Annotated in this window: 17 protein-coding genes; 10 read left to right on the top strand and 7 right to left on the bottom strand. The window is 70.8% G+C overall.

Annotation, left to right across the window (positions count from 1 at the left end; genetic code table 11):
- Positions 1–157: 157 nt before the first annotated feature.
- Genes ACIREO_RS28540 through ACIREO_RS28530 form a run of 3 tightly spaced genes read left to right on the top strand, consistent with a single transcriptional unit; the run spans position 158 to position 4,118 of the window.
- The gene (locus ACIREO_RS28540; protein WP_404115623.1) at positions 158–2,245 is read left to right on the top strand and encodes a helix-turn-helix domain-containing protein; all 2,088 of its coding nucleotides are present in this window, start codon (positions 158–160) and stop codon (positions 2,243–2,245) included.
- Entirely contained in the window at positions 2,242–3,219 is a 978-nt protein-coding gene (locus tag ACIREO_RS28535; RefSeq protein ID WP_404115293.1) for a hypothetical protein, read from the top strand. Before ACIREO_RS28540 ends, ACIREO_RS28535 begins: the two co-directional genes overlap by 4 nt.
- On the top strand, positions 3,216–4,118 hold the full coding sequence (locus ACIREO_RS28530) for a DUF6339 family protein (protein ID WP_404115291.1): 903 nt from the start codon (positions 3,216–3,218) through the stop codon (positions 4,116–4,118). Before ACIREO_RS28535 ends, ACIREO_RS28530 begins: the two co-directional genes overlap by 4 nt.
- A 47-nt stretch (positions 4,119–4,165) precedes the next feature.
- Here the strand turns inward: ACIREO_RS28530 and ACIREO_RS28525 are convergent, their stop codons facing one another.
- The 4 genes from ACIREO_RS28525 to ACIREO_RS28510 form a co-directional block, all read right to left on the bottom strand.
- Positions 4,166–5,410 carry a DNA cytosine methyltransferase gene (locus ACIREO_RS28525; RefSeq protein ID WP_404115289.1) on the bottom strand — a complete coding sequence of 415 codons (1,245 nt, stop codon included), beginning with the start codon at positions 5,408–5,410 and terminating at the stop codon, positions 4,166–4,168.
- A 64-nt stretch (positions 5,411–5,474) separates the two neighbouring features.
- Complete coding sequence (locus ACIREO_RS28520) at positions 5,475–6,431, bottom strand: DNA cytosine methyltransferase (RefSeq protein ID WP_404115287.1); 957 nt, start codon at positions 6,429–6,431, stop codon at positions 5,475–5,477.
- Positions 6,428–6,880 (bottom strand): very short patch repair endonuclease, encoded by a 453-nt coding sequence (locus ACIREO_RS28515; RefSeq protein ID WP_404115621.1) that lies wholly within the window; start codon positions 6,878–6,880, stop codon positions 6,428–6,430. The genes ACIREO_RS28520 and ACIREO_RS28515 overlap by 4 nt, the downstream gene beginning before the upstream one ends.
- A 147-nt stretch (positions 6,881–7,027) precedes the next feature.
- Entirely contained in the window at positions 7,028–7,945 is a 918-nt protein-coding gene (locus ACIREO_RS28510; RefSeq protein ID WP_404115285.1) for a TetR/AcrR family transcriptional regulator C-terminal domain-containing protein, read from the bottom strand.
- Positions 7,946–8,059: 114 nt separating this feature from the next.
- Here ACIREO_RS28510 and ACIREO_RS28505 point away from each other — a divergent pair, with 114 nt between their 5' ends.
- Both ACIREO_RS28505 and ACIREO_RS28500 read left to right on the top strand, forming a co-directional pair.
- Entirely contained in the window at positions 8,060–9,673 is a 1,614-nt protein-coding gene (locus ACIREO_RS28505) for an MFS transporter (protein WP_404115283.1), read from the top strand.
- Positions 9,674–9,874: 201 nt separating this feature from the next.
- Entirely contained in the window at positions 9,875–12,265 is a 2,391-nt protein-coding gene (locus ACIREO_RS28500) for a SpoIIE family protein phosphatase (protein ID WP_404115281.1), read from the top strand.
- A gap of 167 nt (positions 12,266–12,432) precedes the next feature.
- Here the strand turns inward: ACIREO_RS28500 and ACIREO_RS28495 are convergent, their stop codons facing one another.
- Positions 12,433–13,440 carry an SEC-C domain-containing protein gene (locus ACIREO_RS28495; protein ID WP_404115279.1) on the bottom strand — a complete coding sequence of 336 codons (1,008 nt, stop codon included), beginning with the start codon at positions 13,438–13,440 and terminating at the stop codon, positions 12,433–12,435.
- Positions 13,441–13,638: 198 nt separating this feature from the next.
- On the opposite strand from ACIREO_RS28495, the gene ACIREO_RS28490 reads away from it, so the two are divergent.
- The 3 genes from ACIREO_RS28490 (at position 13,639) to ACIREO_RS28480 (ending at position 15,819) form a co-directional block, all read left to right on the top strand.
- Positions 13,639–13,971 carry a DUF6412 domain-containing protein gene (locus ACIREO_RS28490; protein WP_404115277.1) on the top strand — a complete coding sequence of 111 codons (333 nt, stop codon included), beginning with the start codon at positions 13,639–13,641 and terminating at the stop codon, positions 13,969–13,971.
- A gap of 91 nt (positions 13,972–14,062) precedes the next feature.
- The gene (locus ACIREO_RS28485) at positions 14,063–14,833 is read left to right on the top strand and encodes a YidC/Oxa1 family membrane protein insertase (RefSeq protein WP_404115275.1); all 771 of its coding nucleotides are present in this window, start codon (positions 14,063–14,065) and stop codon (positions 14,831–14,833) included.
- A 125-nt stretch (positions 14,834–14,958) separates the two neighbouring features.
- Entirely contained in the window at positions 14,959–15,819 is an 861-nt protein-coding gene (locus ACIREO_RS28480) for a fumarylacetoacetate hydrolase family protein (protein ID WP_404115273.1), read from the top strand.
- 42 nt (positions 15,820–15,861) lie between these two features.
- Here ACIREO_RS28480 and ACIREO_RS28475 read toward each other — a convergent pair whose 3' ends face one another.
- Both ACIREO_RS28475 and ACIREO_RS28470 read right to left on the bottom strand, forming a co-directional pair.
- Complete coding sequence (locus tag ACIREO_RS28475) at positions 15,862–16,341, bottom strand: heme-degrading domain-containing protein (protein WP_404115271.1); 480 nt, start codon at positions 16,339–16,341, stop codon at positions 15,862–15,864.
- A complete protein-coding gene (locus ACIREO_RS28470; RefSeq protein ID WP_404115269.1) occupies positions 16,338–17,444 on the bottom strand; it encodes a Gfo/Idh/MocA family oxidoreductase in 1,107 nt (368 codons plus the stop codon). The genes ACIREO_RS28475 and ACIREO_RS28470 overlap by 4 nt, the downstream gene beginning before the upstream one ends.
- A gap of 56 nt (positions 17,445–17,500) precedes the next feature.
- Between ACIREO_RS28470 and ACIREO_RS28465 the strand changes: the two genes are divergently transcribed.
- Together ACIREO_RS28465 and ACIREO_RS28460 are read left to right on the top strand one after the other, a co-directional pair.
- Positions 17,501–18,631, top strand: coding sequence for an ROK family protein (locus ACIREO_RS28465; RefSeq protein WP_404115267.1), 1,131 nt, complete (start codon positions 17,501–17,503; stop codon positions 18,629–18,631).
- 222 nt (positions 18,632–18,853) lie between these two features.
- Positions 18,854–19,720, top strand: a complete 867-nt coding sequence (locus tag ACIREO_RS28460) for a hypothetical protein (RefSeq protein WP_404115266.1) — start codon at positions 18,854–18,856, stop codon at positions 19,718–19,720.
- The last annotated feature ends 90 nt before the right edge of the window (positions 19,721–19,810 follow it).

Here is a 19,810-nt window from a genome sequence, read left to right as displayed (position 1 = left end):
CAGGCTGTGGAGGTCTGTCGATCAGAAAGTGAAGGAAAATAGGCGACTACTGCTGGCGCTCAGATCGAGTGTGGACGTCAAGTAACATTTGACATAACGCGCACGTCAAACAAGGTGCTACGGTGAACCCGCTCGGAACCGAGGGGAAGTGGGTTCGGTGGAGGACATCGAGGATTTCGGCGTCTGGCTCGGACGCCAGCTGCGTCGCAACGGCATGTCGCAGGCGGATCTCGCCCAGGAGCTGAAGCTGACGCGTGCGGCCGTGTCGGCATGGGTCACCGGCAGAGCGCGTCCGAGGGCGGAGGTGCTGGTCGAGATCGCCAAGATCCTGGAGACGGACGTCGCCACCCTGATCACCAGGGACGCCGACGCCGGATCGGACCGGCCGATCGGCTGGTACCACCGGGTCGCGCACCAGGACGGTGGTCGCGAGTACGGCAATGCGGCTGTCTTCGCCTTCGACGCGAACCTCGCTGTGCTGGCCAGGGAGGTCACGCAGAACTCCCTGGACGAACGACTGGATACGGCGCGCCCGGTGCGGGTGCGGTTCACCCTGCACGAGCTCACCGGTGAACACCTGCACTCCTTCCTGTCCGCACTGAAGTGGGATCAGCTCGAGCCCCATTACGCGGCGGCGGCACAGTCCCGGCACAAGGTCGGCAGGGCCCTCGCCGAAGGGCTGCGGGCTCTGCGCGAAAACTCCTCCCTCCTGCTCCTCCGGGTCGACGACTACAACGCCTCGGGTCTGACCGGACCCGAGTACGGAGACGGTCGATACGCCGCTGTGGTGCGCCGGCAGCTCGACAGTCACAAAAGCAACGACCGAGCCGGTGGCTCGTACGGCTTGGGTAAGGCCACCTTGTGGGCGGCCAGCCGGTTGGGCCTGGTGCTGATCAACAGCACCCTGTCGGAAACCCATGAGGGTCGGACGGTTCGTAGGGTGGTCGGTCGTCTGGACCTTCCCTGGCGGGAGGTCGACGGAGTCGCCTACGCAGGGCCCGCCTGGCTCGGTGAGCCGGACACGGAGAAGGAACACGAAGGTGTGGCCCGCTCCTGGTGGGCCGACGAACGGGTGGTCTCCGATCTACGTCTCGATCGGGACAGTGATGATCCGGGAACGTCCTTCCTCGTCGTCGGTGCTCACGACGCCGCCGGGAGCAACCACAGCCTGGAGGATCTGCACGCGGCCCTCGGTCGGGCGCTGTCCGACAACTTCTGGGCCGCCATGACCTCGGGCCGTTCGACACCGGCCATGCTGGAAGCCTCGGTCCGCGCACTTCGCAACGGTGAATTCGTGGTCCCGGAGCAGCGAGTCGACCCCCTCGAACGGCACCCGGCGCTGGTCCACGCTCTCCGGGCTTACCTCGACGGTGAAACGGTCGAAGAACTCACGGCCCCTGAACAGGTTGCAGTCAGGAACGTGACCTTTACTGTCCCGCCGTTGCGGGTCGCCGGGCGCGGAGCCGGAGGGCATGACCACCGTGCCGTGCTCCTGGTCACTCCCGCTGCGGACAATGACGAGAAGCACAGCCGCATCATCTGTATGCGTGGCACCCGCATGTCTGTCACAGCCCGCACCCCTCGGAGCCTCGGAGCGGGAGCGGACCCCTTCCAAGCCGTCCTGCTCGCCGGGTTCGCCACAGGTGATAGCGGCTCGGCGACGCACGCGGCCGAAGCATTCCTTCGGGCAGCGGAGCCGCCGGAGCACGACAGATGGGGGACGACTGAGGAACTCACCGCCGCCTACGCCAACGCGCCACGGCGCCTGACCGAATTCAACGCAGCCATGGACGCCGCGCTGCGCAGCGTGATCGGTCGGCGGACCGCCGGGCAGGACTCGACCGGACCGGAGCTCCTTCGAAAGCTTCTGCGTATCGACGCGCCTGCGACAGCGAGCGTTCGTCGCGGCACAGGGCACCCACTCGTGGACCGGGTCGTCGGGAAGGTGGACGGGGACGGGGCCTGGACCCTGGATGTGTCGCTGACTGTCCCGCAGCGCGACAGTCGCTGGCAGCTGCTGCCGGTGGTCAAGTTCGATGTGCGATCAGGGGGCCGTCCCTCTTTGGAGTGGGCGGAGTTGACCGCGAAGGAAAACTGTCAGGTCGTCGACGGCCGACTGCTCATCGATCCGGATGTGCGATCGGCGCGCTTCGGGGGCGTCACGGCAGTCCGCAGCCACCCCGTCGCCGCCGCCATGGCCGGTGTGATCGTGGACATCCAGCAGGCACGGGAGACTTCGGCGTGAGCACTGTGTACGCGTACCCGACCCTGGTCGGGAAGATCGATGTCGCCGTTCGAGGGGCGACCATGGACGGGAAGCCCCTTCAGCTCTCGTTGATCTCTCAACGCGATCAGGTCGTCGCCCTTCATCAGATCGGGCGGGACGACTGGACCGAGGGCGTCCTGGACCTGGAAGTCTCCCTCCCCACCGATGAATTGGACGAGGGCCCGTGGTCCGGGGTCAGCTGCGTCGCGGTGCTGACCGAGGGAGCCACCAATACTCGCGTCGTGACCCGGTTGGAACGTCGCCGTGGTGCCATGTACTGGCGAGGTGAGGCCCGAGTGCGTCGCTCCACCCACGCGGCGCGCGTGCTCCTCGACGTGAACGTCGTCGGCAGCCACGGTGGAATCGACGGGCGCGTCATCGGCAGGACGGACACGCCCTGGGTGGTGGACCTGCTTGCTCGCACGCCGACCAGGCGACGCGATCTGGAGATCCTGGAAATGGATTTCCGCGACGGGCCGCAGGAATGGCTGCGCCGCTTCGTGGACGCGCCTTGGCTGATCGACACCAGTGGAGACCTGCCGGCGATCCTGATCAATACGTCCTTCGAGGGACTTCGCGAGCTGTTGTCCGGTGCTCGCGGTCCGTTGGAGAAGGCGACCGCCGGGATGGTGGCCGCGCAGATCGCGGGCGAGGCCTGGGCGACCATGTTCCACGCGGCATTGAGCGACCTCGAGTTCGATGAGGACGGCACTCCGCACTTTCCTGGGGGATGGCGGGAGTCGGTACTGCGCTCGATGCTCCCTGAGGTGTTTCCAGGGCTCCCCCTCCCCGAAGCATTGGCAGAGGCACACAGCCGCCGGGGCGACGGCCGGGGGTGGGCGGAGATCCAGTCGCGGGTCCACTACGCAGCAGGGAGACGAGGGCAGGTGCCCAAGAATCTGACGACGAACATCCGGGCCGTGAACCGTGCCCAGGAAGGCCTACGTCGATGAGTCGACACCACGTCGAGCCTCCCGAACGGCTCGCTCTGCTGACGGGCAATGCAGCTACGGCCTTTCTCACCCACGGTGCACGCGCCGGCAGGGACAGCTTGCCGCAGGTGGCGATACTTCGTGCGAGCACGCCGATCGAGAGCGACTCCGTCCGCTGGAGTGTCGAACCGGTGCGAGAGCTTGTCGAAGAGGCCATGAGTCGGTTCGATGCGGCGAGAACCGATGCCGATGCCTGGCTGGCGCCCCGGCTGCACGCGACCTTGCGCATGACCCGTGGCGAGGCGGCGAACCCCGGTCTGTGGAACTTCCTGGCCCTGGCTGTCGCCCCGGACTACGTGCTGTGGCGGCACCTGCCGCTCGGAGGAACCGACGACGATCCCAAGAAGGTCAGCGGTGTCAGGTTCGTGGGACCTCACTACAGTCAGGCCTTCGCTCGGCTGTGGTGGGCCGCCGAGATGTTCAGAGACGGGTCCGATTACGCCTCCGCGGAGCTCGCCTGCGGGAACCAGGACATGATCAACACCGCTCTCCGGCTCTCCACCATCGATCACAAACCCACCGCCCTGGCCCTGGTGCGGGTCCTCGAGAACCTTTTGCGAGAGGGAGCCACGCGACTCGGGGATCGGGTCAATGCGCTGTGCACGGCAGTCAACGTGGCCGGTAGCACGCTCATGTACGAGGTGATAGCTCCGGACGACGTACCCGATCACTTCGCACTCGCCGACTGGATCGAAGACGTGGAATCAGCTTCGGCCGTCCCGTGGGACCGACTCCCCGAGGGACCGGTCGACGGCACCGCCCGGCGTTCCTCCTGCGAGGTCCTTACACGGATGTTCGAGCGCTTTGCCGCAGAGGCGCCGTTGCGAGACAGGGCTCGCTCCGGGACTGCGCAGGACTGAAGTTCGAGTGCGTCCGGACGGGGCCTGCATTGCGGGCCTCGCCCGGCTCACGCGTCCTCGGCGAGGACCTCATCCGTCGGAGTGTCCGGACGCTTCGGTTCCCACGTCGCCAGCCTGTTGATCAACTCTTCGTTCGGAGGGCCGAGCCGGAGCGCACTGCTGAGGATGTGCAGAGAAAGGAGCGGCGGAATCGCGTTCCCGATCTGTTGAGCCACATCGGTGGACCGCCAGGGATACTGCTTCGGGAACGATTGGAGCAGGCCGGCTTCCTCGAATGTGAGGCGTTCCAACTCCTCGCCGATGTCCTTCTTGCCGGCCTCGGTCTCCTTGAGAACGAAAACCTTGTTACGCCGGAACTTTCCGGTGATTGTTGCCGCGGGTTGGTCGGAAGTCCGACGGCCCCGATTCTTGGGATCGCCGCCTGACCCGTAGTTGGAGACCACCTCGAAGTCGCGTGGACGCTCGGTGAGTACGTCCTGCATGGCGACCCAGGGCTTGACCGGCCTCTTCCCGTTGCGAGGCGCGGGGAACAACAGTTCTTGCCGCTCACGCACCGGGTCGCTGTGCTCACGGAGGCGGGTGGCCCCCTTGTTGTAACGCTGGTGCGTCGGGCGAGGGAACTCCACGCGTCGTCCCACGTTTTCCGGGTCCCACTGGGCGATCAGCACGGCACGCCGGCGTGTCTGTGGGACGCCGAAGTCGTCGGCGTGCAGAACGTGAGCGTCGGCGGCGTAGCCGACCTGCCTGAGAAGCTCGGCGTAGTGCTTCCATACCGGCAGTACGGTGGGCACCTGCTCCAGTACGACTACGTCGTAGCGCTCCTTTTCCCGCTCGAGCTCGGCCTCCATGATCCAGCGCAGTGGCTGAAGGACGAGACCGGTACGTTCGTCCGACATCGCGTCGGTCTCAGCCTTGACTTTCTTCCAAGCGGATTCGAAGGAAGAGAGGTCTTTGTGACCGACCAAGCGCGTGGCCAAGCGCTTTACATCCTCCAAGGCCTTGTGGCCCTTCCGGTTACCGGCCACGGAGAACGACTGACACGGTGGCCCGCCCGTGAGGACATTCGCGCTTTTCACCTGTCCGTCGTACGGGCTCAGTACGGCGACGTCCTTTTCCGGGGTGGTCAGCAGTCCGGCCGCCTTGCGCGTTGCACGGGTCGCGTCGTCCCACTCGACTCCGATGCTCTCCAGCCCCATGATCGTGGCCGCTATATCGAGGCCACCAGGTCCTGCGAACAAATCCACGATGCGGAAATGCGCAGGTAGATGGGGTGGGTGGAGTGCATGGGTCATGGGCGAAGTGTAGCCGGCCAATCAAGATCAACTGCCATGCGAGCCATGGCTGGTGTGCGTGAGATCAGGTCCGCAGCGCGTCCGCGATGGCGCTGCCCAGCACTTTGCCGACTGGTGGCGGCGAAGCGTGTCCGATCTGCCGGTACCGCGCTGTCTTCCTGCCCGCGAACTGCCACTCGAGCGGAAAGCCCTGCAGGAGCGCAGCCTGTGAGTCCGTGAGTTTGATCATGCCGGAGGAGCCGTCGAGATCGGGCCCCGGGACCTCATCGGCGAGGGCGCCTCCGTTGACCCCCATACGCGCCCAGGCCTTCTTCGTCCCCGTCGGTCCCAGATCCGCTCCGCCCCGGTTGTCGGAGCCACCGACGAGCGTCGGCGCCACACTGAGCGCCTGATCCGCCCACGCGTCAGCGCCGAGCCAGCCGCGAGTTGCCATGGAACGGCGGAGTGCCCTGCCTACTGACACGTGCTCCTTGACCGTCGGCGGCGGCGGCCGGAACAGGTCGAAATACCGCTCCTTCAGTGCGACCAGTACGCCCTGCTTACGGTCCTGCGGCACGCCGAAGTCGGCCGCGTTCAGGACGAACCAGTGCAGCCGATACCCGAGGTGCTCCAGCTCCTCGCGGATGAACGTGCGTAAGGGTTCGAATGCCGGAGCTGCCACGAGCCCCGGCACGTTCTCGATGAGAAGAGCCCGCGGTTGGATGGAGTGGGTGAGAAGAACCGCCGCTTTCAGGAGCCGCTGCTCCTCCTTGGTCTCAGCTCTCGCGGCGGTCGCGCTGGACTTCACACGGGGCAGTCCTGCCGACAGGAGATCTACGTCGTAGGTCGTGGGGTACTCGTCCGGAACGAAGTCCAGGAGGTCCATTTCCAGCACGTTCCATGCCGGACGGTTCAGGTGCAGCGTCTCGCAGGCCACCGCCTTGTTGTCCAACAGCAGCACCGGATCGAAGCCGGCCTGCTCCAGGCCCAGAGCCAGCCCGCCCGCGCCCGCGCACACGTCCACGAACCGGAGTTCGGTCACAGGTCCCCGCCCAATTCTTGCGCTCCTCGATCGAACCGTTCTCGGTCGACCACCTCCGCCACCTGCTCGGCTACCAGGACGGCAGCCTCGTGTTCCCAGAAACGTAGGACCGTCCACCCCGCAGCCGTCAGATGCTCGGTGGTCTCCACGTCCCGCGCCATGTTGCGATCGAGCTTCTGGCGCCACCACTCGGCGTTCGACCTCGGTTGCGTGGCGTGTTCGGGGCAGCCGTGCCAGAAGCATCCGTCCAGGAACACCGCCACCTTGGCTCGCGTGAAGGCGATGTCGATCGTGCGTCGGGACATGTGTGGCACGCGCTCGTTGAGGCGGTAGCGGTAGCCGGACGCATGCAACAGCTTTCGGACCGCCACCTCGGGCGCCGTATCGCGGCGTGCCTGGCGGCTCATCCGGGCCGAGACGCCGGGGGAGGACGGTTTTGCGGTGCTCATCACTGTCCAGTTTCCTACGCCCGTCCCTCTTCGCGATCAATGACAGCGAAATTGCTCCTCCTCGAATCGATCGTGGGGGAACGCGCCAGGCTTCTTCGCGGACACTGTCCGGCGAATGGGGACGTTCCGGGAGGCGCAGGGGTGCTGTCAGCCCTCCCGAGCCCCCGCCACCAGCACCTCCACCCCGTCCAGCACCCGCCCCAGGCCGAACTCGAAGAGGGTGCCCAGCTCCAGGTCGAAGCCGCCGGAGTCGAAGAGTGTGGAGAGCACCGGGTAGGCCGTGGTCGTCTGGATCGCGTCCATCCGCGGTTCGATCGCCGTCATCCACTCGTCCGCCGTCATGCCGCTGTCCTGCCGTGCCTGGGTCTCCAACTCCACCGCCATCGCGATCCCCTGGGCGTATCCCAGCACCGTGAGGTGGATGTGCAGCATCTGTTCCGGCGTGAGGCCGAGGCCCGTCAGGGCGGACAGGACCCGCTCGGTGTACTGCATCGCGTTCGGGGAAGCCGTCGGGCGGGTGAGGCCGGCCAGGGCGCGGGCCAGCCAGGGGTGTTGCTCGTACTGCTTCCACAGCCAGCGGGCCTCCCGCTCCAGCCGGGGGCGCCAGCCCGTCGGGCCCGGGGTGGGCGGGCCGCTGTCGAACACCGCTTCCGACATCAGGCGGACGAGCTCGCCCTTGCTCGGGACATGGCGGTAGAGCGCCATGGTGGACGTGCCGAACTCCGTCGCGAGGCGCCGCATCGAGAGTGCGGGGAGGCCCTCCGTGTCCACGAGTGCGATCGCCGTACGGATGATGCGCTCGCGGGTGAGCTGCGGCTGCCGGCCGTGCGTCGTGGCGCGTTCCCGGCCGCTGTCCGCGACCACGGTGCCGACGCCGGGCACCGCCCGCACCAGCCCCTCCTGGTTCAGCGTGCCGAGTGCCTTCGTCGCGGTGGCCATCGCGACGCCCCACTCCTGCGTGATCCGGCGGGTCGAGGGGACCGGGTCGCCCGGGGCGAGCTCGCCCGAGGCGATGCGGCGGCGGATGTCCCCGGCGATGCGGAGGTAGGGCGGTTCGGTGGTCATGGCGGCACCGTACTAGTGCACCTGGGGCCCTCGCACCCCCTTCAGCTGGGGGTTCGGACTGGTGCACTAGGCAGCTGTTTGCGGTGTACGTGGCGGCCCGCTTCCGTGCTGCGTATGGAGAACACACCCGAGACCGCACCCGAGGCCACACCCGAGACCGCACCCCAGCACACACCCGGCCCCCGCGCGGGCCGCAAGGAATGGACCGCCCTCGGCGTCCTGATGCTGCCCCTGCTCCTCGTCTCGATGGACGTGTCCGTCCTCTACTTCGCGATCCCGTACATCAGCCAGGACCTGGAACCCAGTGCCACGCAGCAGTTGTGGATCCTGGACATGTACGGCTTCGTGCTCGCCGGCCTGCTCATCGTCATGGGCGCCCTCGGCGACCGGATCGGGCGGCGCAGGCTCGTCCTCGCCGGGGCGGCCGTCTTCGGCGCGGCCTCGGTGGCGGCGGCGTACGCGCACTCCGCCGAGGTGCTCATCGGCGTACGCGCGCTGCTGGGACTCGGCGGGGCCGCCCTGATGCCCTCGACCCTCGCACTGATCCGCAACCTCTTCCACGACGCGAAGCAGCGCGGGAAGGCGGTGACCATCTGGACAGGTGTCATGACCACCGGGATCTCGCTGGGGCCCGTCGTCAGCGGTCTGCTGCTCGAACACTTCTGGTGGGGCTCGGTGTTCCTCATCAACCTGCCCGCCATGGTGCTGCTGCTCCTGCTGGTGCCCTTCCTGGTGCCGGAGACCGCCACCAGGGTCCGTGCCCGTTTCGACCTGCTCAGCGCCGCGCTCTCGCTCGGCGCACTGCTCGCGGTCATCTACGGCATCAAGGAGTGGGCCCGGCACGGTTACGAGCCGTTGCCCGCGCTCTGCGTCGCCGCCGGGCTGGTGCTCGGCCTCGTCTTCGTACGCCGTCAGAGGCACCTCGCCCACCCGATGATCGACCTCGGCCTGCTCGGTCAGCGGGCATTCGGCGGGCCGGTCCTCGCCAATCTGCTCGCGATGTTCGCCACCGTCGGCATGGCCGTCTTCTTCACCCAGTACCTGCAGTCCGTGCTCGGCCAGAGCCCCCTCACCGCCGCGCTGTGGAGCCTCGTGCCGGCCGCCGGTGTCGCCCTCATGGCGCCGACCGGCGCCGCGCTCGCCCAGCGGATCGACCGTGCGTACGTGATGGGGGGCGGCTTCGCCCTCGCCGCCTGCGGGTTCCTCTGGCTGTCGCAGGTGCGCACCGACTCGCCCCTGTGGTTCGCCCTCGTCGGCGGGGCCGTCTACGCGGGCGGGCTGGTCGCCGCCATGACCCTCGCCAACGAACTCGCCCTGGGCGCCGCCCCGCCGGAGCGGGCCGGATCGGCGGCGGCCGTGCTGGAGTCGGGCCAGGAGCTGGGCGGCGCCCTGGGCATGGCGATCCTCGGCTCCATCGGCGCCGCGGTCTACAGCCGGGACATGGCGGACGCCCTGCCCGCCGGGCTGCCGCACGCCGACGCGGTACGCGAAACCCTGGGCGGTGCGGCGGCGGTCGCGGCCGACCTGCCGGCCGCGACGGCGGACACCGTGCTGTCGGCCGCGCGCGAGGCCTTCACCCACGGGCTGGGGATCGCGGCGGTCGGCGCGGCCGTGGCCATGGCGGGAGCGGGCGTCTTCTCGGTCGTCCTCCTGCGGGGCGCGGCCGGGCGGGCGGCAGCCACGCCGCCGCCCCCGGACCGCAGCCGTCCTACGGCCTCGGCACGCTGATCCACGGGGCCGCCCGGGGCCCCGCCGGCACACGGACCGGCACACGGACCGGCACACGGACCGGCACACGGACCGGCACGCGGACCCGCCGCCCGCTCAGGTAGCGGCCGGCAGACACCGGTCCGATGCTGGTTGCGTACGTGTCCACGTGTGTGCGGAGCCCGGCCCCGGGCACCGCGAGGGGGCGAAGGAGCTGGGTTCATGGCTGACGCGCCCCTGATGGTCGTGGACGGCGCCGGAGAGGTCACCGGGTGGAGCCGGGCGGCCGAGCGGCGCTTCGGGGCGGCGACCGCCGACGCGCTGGGCCTGCACGTGATGGACGTACTGGCGCGTGACACCTGGAGTGCGGACGGGGACGACGAGGCGCTCGCGGGGCTGCGGCTGGAGCCGCTCGCCGGGGCGGGCTGGGCCCTCTGGGCGGCCGAGGGGGACGGCGGGCCCGGTGCCGTCGGCAGGGCGCTGCTGGACGTGATGTTCACGCAGGCACGGGTGCGCCTCCATGTGCTCGATCCGGAGCTCCGCCTCCTGCGGATCAGTGACCACTCCGGGGACCCCGACACCGACGAGACCGAGCGGCTGCGCGGACTGCCGCTGCGCGACGTGTGCGCCTTCGAGGAACCGGAAGCGGTGGAGGCGTTCGTACGGGAGGTCCTGCGCACGGGCGTGCCCGGCGTCGAGCGCCAGTTCCGCGCGCGCCCCGGCGACGTGCCCGGTGGGCGGCGCACCTTCTCCGTGACGGCGTTCCGGCTCCAGGAGGGCCACGGGGAGCGGCAGGGCGGCCACGGCACCGTCCTGGGGGCCGTCGTCTCCGTGACCGACGTCACCGCACGGGCGAGGCACCGGGAACGGGACGCGGCGCTCGACGCCGTACGCGACAGCGTGGGCCGGACGCTGGACGTGGAGGCCATCTGCAGGGACCTCGTCGACGCGCTGGTCCCCGGTTACGCCGACATCGGCGTCGTCGAGATCGTCGACGCGGTCCTGCGCGGTGATGACCCCCAGCCCGGGCCGCTCGGCCGGGACGTGCCGCTGCGGCGGGCCGCGTTCAGCGGTGGTGACGAGCCCGCCCACCCGGTCGGCGACGTGCGGGCGGTGCCGCCCGGGACGCCGTTCCAGCGGGGCCTGTCCGACCTGCGGGCCCGTGTCGTCCCGGTCGAGGACGCGCCCTGGGCCGAGGCCGACCCCGCGCGGGCGCTGTCCATCCGGGAGCAGCGAGCCCATACGCTCCTGCTGGCGCCGCTGACGCTGCGCGGAGCCGTCCTCGGGCTGGTGAGTCTCTACCGCTGCGGCGACTCCGAAGCCTTCACCGAGGAGGACATCCCCGTGGCGACGGCGATCGCGTCCCGTGCCGCTCTCGGCATCGAGAACGCCCGCCGCTACGTCCACGAGTACACCATCGCCAGCGCCCTCCAGCGCCGCCTGCTGCCCCAGGCCCCGTCCCCCCAGCCCGCTGTCGAGACGCACCACCTGCTCCTGCCCGAAGGGGGCGCGGGCAGCTGGTTCGACACGATCGCGCTGCCCGGGGCGCGCACCGCGCTCGTCATCGGGGAGGTGGCCGAGCGTGGCATCCAGGCGGCCACTGTCATGGGGCAGCTGCGCACCGTGGTCCACGCCCTCGCCGCACTCGACCTGGAGCCCGACGAGCTGCTGGCGCGGCTGTACGACACGGCGGATCGGCTGGCGCAGGAACGCGCCCAGCTGCCGCAGAGCGACCCGCTGCACCAGGAGCCGCTGACCGCGACCTGCGTGTACGCCGTCTACGACCCGTTCACCGAGACGTGCACCGCGGCGTCCGCGGGGCACTCCGCCCCCCTCGTCATCGGCGCGGACGGTGCCGCCACGCTGGTCAGCGTCCCCCAGGGGCCGCCACTCGGCTCGGAGGACCGCGGGCCCGTCGCCGCCGCCTCGTTCCCGCTCCGGGAGGGCAGCCTGATCGCGCTCCACAGCAACGCCCTGCAGGACCACGCCGACCCCTGGACGGGCGCGCTCTGCCGGGCGCTCTCGCACCCGGACAGGCCGCTGCGGGAGCTGTGCGACGCGGTCGCCTACGCCCTGCCCGACGACGCCGCGCTCAGGGGCTCGGCCCTGCTCCTGGCCCGTACCCATGTGATGCCCGAGGACCGGTACGCCACCTGGGAGCTGCCCTACGACAGGACGGCCCCGGCCACCGCGCGCCGCCTCACGTCCGAGGCGCTGGCCGGCTGGCACGTCGACGGCGACACCGGGGACGCGACCGAGCTGATCGTCAGCGAGCTGGTGACCAACGCCGTGCGCTACGGCAGCCCGCCGGTGGAGCTGCGCCTCATCCTGGACCGTGGGCTCACCTGCGAGATCCGGGACGGCAGCACCACCGCCCCGTACATGAAGTACGCCGGAGCGGTCGACGAGGGCGGGCGGGGCCTCTTCATCATTTCCCAGCTCGCCTCGCTGTGGGGCACCCGGTACGCCGCCGAGGGCAAGACCGTCTGGTCGGAGCAGGCCATTCCCGGCGAGGACGGCCCGGGCGAGGACGCCTCCGGCGGACAGACCTTGTACGGCCAGGCCCCGGGCGACGGGCCCGCCGTCGACGAGACCCCTGACCAGGCGAAGTGAACGGGCCGGTCGCGGGCTCTACTTGTCCTCGGCGAGCGTGTGCGCGGCCACGGCTCACCTCGGAGCGGCCCGACACCGCGGAGGCCGCCGAGCGGCTCGACAAGGAGCTGCGGGACGCGTTCGCGGGCAGGTAGGCGGGGGCCCCGGGGCCCTGGAGGGCACCTCCCTCAGGCCGCCCCGTGGCACTCGCGGTACGAACGCCCCGAGCCGCACCAGCACGCCGCGCTGCGCGCGGGGGGCCACGGGACCGCGCGGCCACGGGCCGCCAGCGTCGTGGCGTACTGGGGGAGCAGGTCGGGGTCGGACGGGGACGCGGCCTCCGACGCGGCGAACGCCTCGTAGGAGGGGACCGTGCCCGTCACGATGCCGAGATTCGGTGTGCCCGTGGCATGAAGATCCCGCAACGCCGCCTCCAGACGCGCCAGATGGTCCTGGTGCGAGAGGTACTCCCGGGCCAGCTCCGGATAGGCGGTGAGGAGCTCGCGCAGCTCACCCTCGGGCCAGTGCAGCACCGCGACGGGGAACGGGCGGGACAGCGCGCTGCGGTAGGTGCCCAGCTCGGCGCGGAGACGGTTGATCTCCGCCTGCAGCTCGCCCGGGTCCGAGGAGCCGAGGGACCACAGCCGCTTCGGGTCGTGCAGCTCGTCGAGGGGCACGGCGGCCGTGTGCAGCGTGTCGGCCAGCTCGTCCCAGGCGTCGTGGGCCACGCCCATCAGCCTGCGTACGCGGTGCCGCCCCGTCACCAGCGACTGGGTGGCGTACGGGACTTCCTCGCCCGGCGCGAGGAGCAGCGTCAGCGCGGTCGAGAAGAAGTCGTGGGCCGCCTCCAGCTCGTCGTGCGCCTCCAGCGTCTCCGCGGCGATCTCCCACGGTGCCGCGTCGAGCGGGCCGGCGGAGCGGATGCCGTCGATGATCGCGCGGGCCTCCGCCTCATGGCCGTACTCCCACAGGTTGGCCGCCTTGAGCGCCTTGACCAGGTGCGGGTGGTCGACGGCGGGGCCGGTGGGGGCGAGCAGCTCGTCGTAGAGGGTGCTTGCGCGGGCGCGCTCACCGGCGAGCTCCAGATGGGCCGCGGCCTGGAGGAACAGGGGTTCGTGGTCCTCGGGGTACTGCGCCGCGGTGCGGAGCAGGCGCTCGGCTTCGGTGATGTGGTCTGCAGGCGTGTCGGGGCGCATGGACCACACGGTACTGCGGGTCGGGCGTGAGGTGAGAGGGTGCGTGCCACAGTGCTGACGAAGGCCCGAGGACGCCGGGAAGAACGCCTGGTGTCTCCGGACTCGACACCGGCCCCGCCGACCCCGTCAGCCGCTGGACGCCGATCGTGTATAACGGCTGAAGGACACGAACGGGTACGAAGCGACAGGGGAGGGCCGATGGACGACGACATGAACCGTGTGCGCCGTGCGGTCGCCCGCCTCCTCCGCCCCGCCGCCTTCCTCGTCCTGTTCCTCACCGAGGTCCTCCTCGCCGAAGGCGGCAGCCTCTCCGCCGCCGTCGCGCTCGCCGCCACCGCGGCCGCCGGCTCGGCGCTCCTCGTCTGCTCCGTCATCAGCGCCCGCTGCGCCTGCCCCGTACCCCGTACGAGAGTGCGCACGGCCATCCGCGACCGCGAGAAGCGCACCGCGTTCCTCCCGCAGCGGGACCCCGACGCACGAGGCCGCACCAGGCCCCGAGCGCCCGGGACCGTCCTCCTGACGGCCGCGTAGAGGGCGCGCCTTTTTCCTCACAGCCCTTCGCGCGGTTCGTCCTGCCGAGTCATCTACTCCCGGCACGACGAGACCCCCGGAGGGCTCATCCATGTCCGCCTTCATGTCCGCTTTCGCGAGCCTGGTCGGCGCCTTCGCCGATCTGCTCCAGCCCCTCTTCCAGAACGCGTCGACCGCCGCCGCGATCGTCCTCTTCACCGCCCTCGTACGGCTCGCCGTCCACCCCCTCTCCCGGGCGGCGGCGCGTGGCCAGAAGGCCCGCACCAAGCTCCAGCCGCAGATCGCCGAGCTGCGCAAGAAGCACGCCAAGAACCCCGACCGGATGCAGAAGGCGCTCATGGAGCTCCACGCGAAGGAGAAGGTCTCACCGCTCTCCGGCTGCCTGCCGAGCCTGCTCCAGATGCCCGCCTTCTTCCTGCTCTACCACCTCTTCTCCAGCCAGAGGATCGGCGGCGACCCCAACTCGCTGCTCGGCCACGAGCTCTTCGGAGCCCCGCTCGGCGAACGCTGGCACAGCGCGCTCGCCGACGGCGGGTTCTTCGGTGAGCAGGGACTGGTCTACCTCGGGCTCTTCGTGATCGTCGCCGTCGTCGCGACCTTCAACTACGGACGCACCAAGCGCCAGATGGCCGCGAACCCGGTGACGCCGGCCACCGGCCCGGACGGACAGCCCGTGCCCGGCATGGGCGCGATGACGAAGGTCATGCCGCTGATGTCCTTCCTGACCCTCGTCTCCGTGGCCTACGTGCCGCTCGCCGCGGCCCTGTACATCGTCACGAGCACCACCTGGACCGCCATCGAGCGCGCCTACCTCTACCGGGAGATCCCGGCGACCGAGGCCGCCGTCGCTCCCGCTGTGTAGGAGGTCCGGGTCCAGTGTGTGAACAGGGTCTTGCGGAGTGATCCGATGTCTTGGAGGATCAACCGAGCCTTTCGCTGGCCGCAACCCACCGACAGGCTCGATCGCGACCAAGGGGAGATGGACCGTTGAAGCTTCTTCGAGTGGGTACGGCGGGCTCCGAACGCCCCGCACTGCTTGACCGGAACGGTACTTTGCGTGACCTTTCGGGCCTCGTCACCGACATCGACGGCGAGCTCCTCGCCGACGCGTCGGCGTTGGCCCGGGTGCGGGAAGCGGCGCAGACGCCCGACGTCCTGCCCCCGCTCGACGCGGACGGCCTCCGGGTGGGACCGCCCCTCGGGCGGATCGGCAAGATCGTGTGCATCGGGCTGAACTACCACGACCACGCCGCCGAGACCGGGGCGGCGATCCCGGGCGAGCCGATCCTCTTCTTCAAGGCCCCCGACACCGTCGTCGGCCCCGAGGACACGGTGCTGGTGCCGCGCGGCAGCCACAAGACCGACTGGGAGGTCGAACTCGCCGTCGTGATCGGCCGCACCGCCCGCTATCTGGACTCCGCCGAGGAAGCGCTCGGGCACGTCGCCGGATACGCCGTCTCGCACGACGTCTCCGAGCGCGAGTTCCAGATCGAGCGCGGCGGCACCTGGGACAAGGGCAAGAACTGCGAGACCTTCAACCCGCTGGGCCCCTGGCTCGTCACGGCGGACGAGGTGCCCGACCCGCAGGCGCTGGCGCTGAAGCTGTGGGTCAACGGGGAAGTGAAGCAGGACGGCTCCACGGCCGAGCAGATCTTCCCGGTCGGCGAGGTCGTGCGCTATCTGAGCCACTTCATGACGCTCTACCCGGGCGACGTCATCAACACCGGCACCCCGGCGGGCGTGGCCATGGGCCGGCCCGACCCGAAGCCGTATCTCCGCGCGGGCGACGTGGTGGAGCTCGAGATCGAGGGGCTGGGACGCCAGCGCCAGGAGCTCAAGGACGCGTGACAGCAGGCGGGGAGCGGCGGCCGGGAGGCCGCCGCTCCGTCGTCAGGCCTGCGGGCGCGCCGTGAACTGCTCCAGGGCCTCCACCACCAGCGCGTGGTCCTCGGCCTGCGGCAGACCCGACACCGTGACCGAGCCGATCACGCCGGCACCCTCCACGGCGATCGGGAACGACCCACCGTGCGCGGCATAGGTGTCCGGATCCAGCCGCGAGGACTCCTCGAACGTGGTGCCCTTCGCCCGGAACCGCGTACCGACCAGGTAGGAGCTCTCCCCGTACCGCTCAACCACCTTCCGCTTACGCTCGATCCAGGCGTCGTTGTCCGCGCTCGAACCAGGCAGCGCGGCGTGGAACAGCTGCTGGCTGCCGCGCCGGATGTCGATGGCGACCGGGGCGTGCCGCTCACGGGCCAGCGCGACCAGCAGACCGCCCAGCGCGTACGCGTCGTCGTAGCCGAAACGCGGCTGCGTCAGACGCCGCTCCTGCGCGATCAGCTCGGAGATGGTCGGAGCGCCGGTGCTCATGCGTGCTTCTCCTCGTCGTGGTGGGGAAGGAGGGTCACGGACACGCCCTCACGGGCCGAGCGCTTCGCCGCCTCCAGGACATCCAGTGCGGCGGCGGCCTGCAACGCCGTCACCGGGTTCTCGCCCTCGCCGCGCAGGGCCGAGGCCACAGCGGCGTAGAACGCGGGATAGTCGCCCGGCAGCGTCCGGACCGGATCGCCGCCGCCGGTCAGCGGGGACTCACCGGAACCGACCCGGCCCCACAGCTCCTCCGGCTCCTCGCCCCACGGCACACCGGCCTTCGGACGCGCGCCCTCACGCAGCGCGGCCTCCTGCGGGTCCAGGCCGTACTTCACATAGCCCGCCTTCGAGCCGAGCACCCGGAAACGCGGGCCGAGCTGCGCCGTGGTGGCGCTCGCGTAGAGATGGGTGCGCACCCCGTCGGCGTGCGTGATCGCGATGAAGGTGTCGTCGTCGGCCGCCGCACCCGGGCGGCGTACGTCCGACTCGGCGTACACCTGCACCGCGGGCCCGAACAGCGTGAGCGCCTGGTCGACGACATGGCTGCCCAGGTCGTAGAGCAGCCCGCCGATCTCCTCCGGGTCGCCCGACTCGCGCCAGCCGCCCTTCAGCTGCGGACGCCACCGCTCGAAGCGGGACTCGAAGCGCTGCACCTCACCGAGCTCGCCGTCCTCGATCAGGCCGGCCAGCGTGAGGAAGTCGTTGTCCCAGCGGCGGTTCTGGAAGACCGAGAGCAGCAGCCCCCGCTCACCGGCCAGCGAGGCCAGCTCCCGGGCCTCGGCGGCCGTGCCGGCGAGCGGCTTGTCCACGACCACCGGCAGCCCAGCCTCCAGCGCCGTCCTCGCGAGAGGGACATGCGTCTTGTTCGGCGAGGCGATCACGATCAGGTCCAGCTCGTCCGCGCGCGTCCACAGCTCCTCGGGCGAGGCCGCGAACCGCACACCGGGGAACTCGGCGCGGGCCTGAGCCTGCCGCTCCTCGTTCGACGTGACGACCGTGTCGAGGACAAGGCCCTCGGTCGCGGAGACCAGCGGGGCGTGGAAGACGGAACCCGCCAGGCCGTAGCCGACGAGCCCGACGCGGAGAGGAGCGTTGGCAGTCATGCGAACCACTTAAGCAACGCTGTTGCCAAAGTGCAAGCGATGGAGACAATGGGGCGGTGAACAGGAGCAGCAGCAGGAGCGGCGGGGCGAATCTTCCGGCCCTGCGCCACCACAACGCGTCGCTCGTCCTCGACCTGCTGCGCGTGGCCGGTGAGCAGGGCATCAGCCGGCTGGACATCGCCGAGCGCACCGGACTCACCCCGCAGGCCGTCAGCAAGATCACCGCCAGGCTCCGAGCGGAGGGCCTCGCCGCCGAAGCCGGCCGCCTCGCCTCCACCGGCGGCAAACCCCGCACCGTCCTGCGGCTGGTCCCCGACGCCGGATACGCCGTCGGGCTCCACCTGGACCGCGACGAGCTCACCGCCGTCCTGGCCGACCTCGCCGGCACCACGGTCGCCACCCGCACCTTCCCGCTCGACCTCGGAGCCCCGGCCGACGGCGTCCTCGCCACGGCCGCCCACGCGGTGCAGACGGTACGGGCAGAGGCCCCCCGGGCTGAGGACCGGCCGGTCTTCGGCGTGGGCGCCGCCCTGCCCGGACCCCTGGACCACCGCGGCGGGGTGCTGCACCGGGTCACCGGCTTCCCTCAGTGGGACGGCTACCCGCTGCGCGACGCCCTCGCCGCCCGGACAGGACTGCCCGTCGTCGTCGACAAGGACACCAACGCCGCCGCCCTCGGTCTCGCGCTGCGCGAACCCGCCGAGGCCGACTTCGCCTACCTCCACCTGGGCACCGGCCTCGGCGCCGGCCTCGTCCTCGGAGGTGAGCTGCACCGCGGAGCCCGTACCGGCGCCGGGGAGTTCGGCCACCAGACCCTGCAGCTGGACGGCCCCCCGTGCGACTGCGGCGGGCGCGGCTGCGTCGAGGCGCTCTGCCTGACCGCCGCCGCCCGCGGTGACATCGCCGAGGCGGCCAGGGTCCTCGGGGCGGGCGCCGCCAACCTCGTGGGGCTGCTCGACATCGACCGGGTCGTCCTCGGCGGCCGTACCGTCGCGGCCCACGAGGACACCTATGTGAGCGGGGTCCGCGCCGTCATCGAGGAGCGCGCCCGGCGCGAGGGCGTCACCGCCGCCGTACCCGTCACCGTGGCCGGCGGCGGCGACCGCCCCGTCGCCGAGGGGGCGGCCCAGCTGGTCCTCGCTCCGCTCTTCGGCCGGGCGGGCGAGGACGGCGGCGAACGCGTCTGACCGCCGCCCCGGCCGCCGTGGCGGGGCCGATCGAGCGGATTACGGCGCCCGAACGGGCGGTGTACGCCGCCGGCAGGTGGCGATCCCACGCGCGCGCGTGGCAGCGTCGCCCACTGAGACCGCATTGCCGATGGCCGTACGTCCGGCCGCGCGTGGCAGCGTCGCCGCTACAGCCGGTGGCCCTCCGCCCCGGTCGTTCGCGAGCAGCGAAGGGTGACCCCCATGCCGACCCGACCCCCCGCACGGCTGCGCGACGGCCGTGCTCTGACCCGCCTCGGACTGGCCGCCGGACTGGTCGTCCCGGCCGGCCTCCTCGGTGTCCCGGCCGCCATCGCCATCCCGGTCACCGCCCCGGCCGGAACCGTGGCCGTCGCGGGCCAGGAGCTCCCCGCCTGCGGAGATCCGGACGCCGAGGACTTCCCGATCGAGACACGGATCCACGGCGGCCCCGACACCTACGCCTCCGGCGGCGGCTACGGGACCTGGTACCTGGACCTCACCAACACCACCTCCGAGTCCTGCCACTCCATCCACCCCGTCCTGGTGCTCACCGACGAGGACCGGACGCTGACCGCCGAACAGATCCAGCTGGAGTTCACCGAGCGGGCCCACCCCGACGAGGAACACCGGGTGAGCTGGGAGTCCACCGACCGCGACGAGCAGATCGGCGTCTTCGGCAGCGGGGAGCAGGGCGACGACTTCCCCGGTTTCACCGTCCCCGCGAAGAAGACCGTCACCGTCGAGGTGCGGATGGCCTTCACCTCCGACACCCGGGCGGGCAAGGTCACGGCCCACGCCGCCATCGTCCAGCGGCGCGGCGCCCAGGACGAGGCCGAGCAGGCGGGCAAGGCCTCCGACGGGGACTGGGTGGGGGAGTCGGCCGCCTACCCCTTCGTCATCGTCGAAGGCGGCCTCGACGCACCCGAGGACACCGGAAGCACGATGGACGCCGAGGGCAACCCGGTGCCCGAACTCGCCCGAACCGGCCAGGCCCGAGCCCTCCGGGCCGGCCTCGCGTCCGGCACGCTCGTCCTCGCCGGAGCCCTCTCCCTGCTCCTGGCCAGGCGCCTGCGCGGCCGGCCTCTGTGATCAACAGGTTCCGCCCCGCCTGCCCAGCACCCTAAAATCGGCACGTCGGCGCTGCACAACGCGGTGCCGCCGGCGGCCGGCACCTCGGGT

Origin of the sequence: Streptomyces sp. NPDC102441 (assembly GCF_044765585.1) — a bacterium.
Taxonomy (GTDB): Bacteria; Actinomycetota; Actinomycetes; order Streptomycetales; family Streptomycetaceae; genus Streptomyces.
Note: the sequence above shows the minus strand (reverse complement) of the source record. Positions and strands in the feature narration are given on the sequence as shown.

Coding starts and splice junctions, on each gene's coding strand:
- ACIREO_RS28500 (WP_404115281.1), top strand. CDS start 9,875: ATGGCTGACGCGCCCCTGATGGTCGTGGACGGCGCCGGAGAGGTCACC.
- ACIREO_RS28515 (WP_404115621.1), bottom strand. CDS start 6,880: ATGAGCACCGCAAAACCGTCCTCCCCCGGCGTCTCGGCCCGGATGAGC.
- ACIREO_RS28525 (WP_404115289.1), bottom strand. CDS start 5,410: ATGACCCATGCACTCCACCCACCCCATCTACCTGCGCATTTCCGCATC.
- ACIREO_RS28470 (WP_404115269.1), bottom strand. CDS start 17,444: ATGACTGCCAACGCTCCTCTCCGCGTCGGGCTCGTCGGCTACGGCCTG.
- ACIREO_RS28530 (WP_404115291.1), top strand. CDS start 3,216: ATGAGTCGACACCACGTCGAGCCTCCCGAACGGCTCGCTCTGCTGACG.
- ACIREO_RS28460 (WP_404115266.1), top strand. CDS start 18,854: ATGCCGACCCGACCCCCCGCACGGCTGCGCGACGGCCGTGCTCTGACC.
- ACIREO_RS28485 (WP_404115275.1), top strand. CDS start 14,063: ATGTCCGCCTTCATGTCCGCTTTCGCGAGCCTGGTCGGCGCCTTCGCC.
- ACIREO_RS28495 (WP_404115279.1), bottom strand. CDS start 13,440: ATGCGCCCCGACACGCCTGCAGACCACATCACCGAAGCCGAGCGCCTG.
- ACIREO_RS28505 (WP_404115283.1), top strand. CDS start 8,060: ATGGAGAACACACCCGAGACCGCACCCGAGGCCACACCCGAGACCGCA.
- ACIREO_RS28475 (WP_404115271.1), bottom strand. CDS start 16,341: ATGAGCACCGGCGCTCCGACCATCTCCGAGCTGATCGCGCAGGAGCGG.
- ACIREO_RS28490 (WP_404115277.1), top strand. CDS start 13,639: ATGGACGACGACATGAACCGTGTGCGCCGTGCGGTCGCCCGCCTCCTC.
- ACIREO_RS28510 (WP_404115285.1), bottom strand. CDS start 7,945: ATGACCACCGAACCGCCCTACCTCCGCATCGCCGGGGACATCCGCCGC.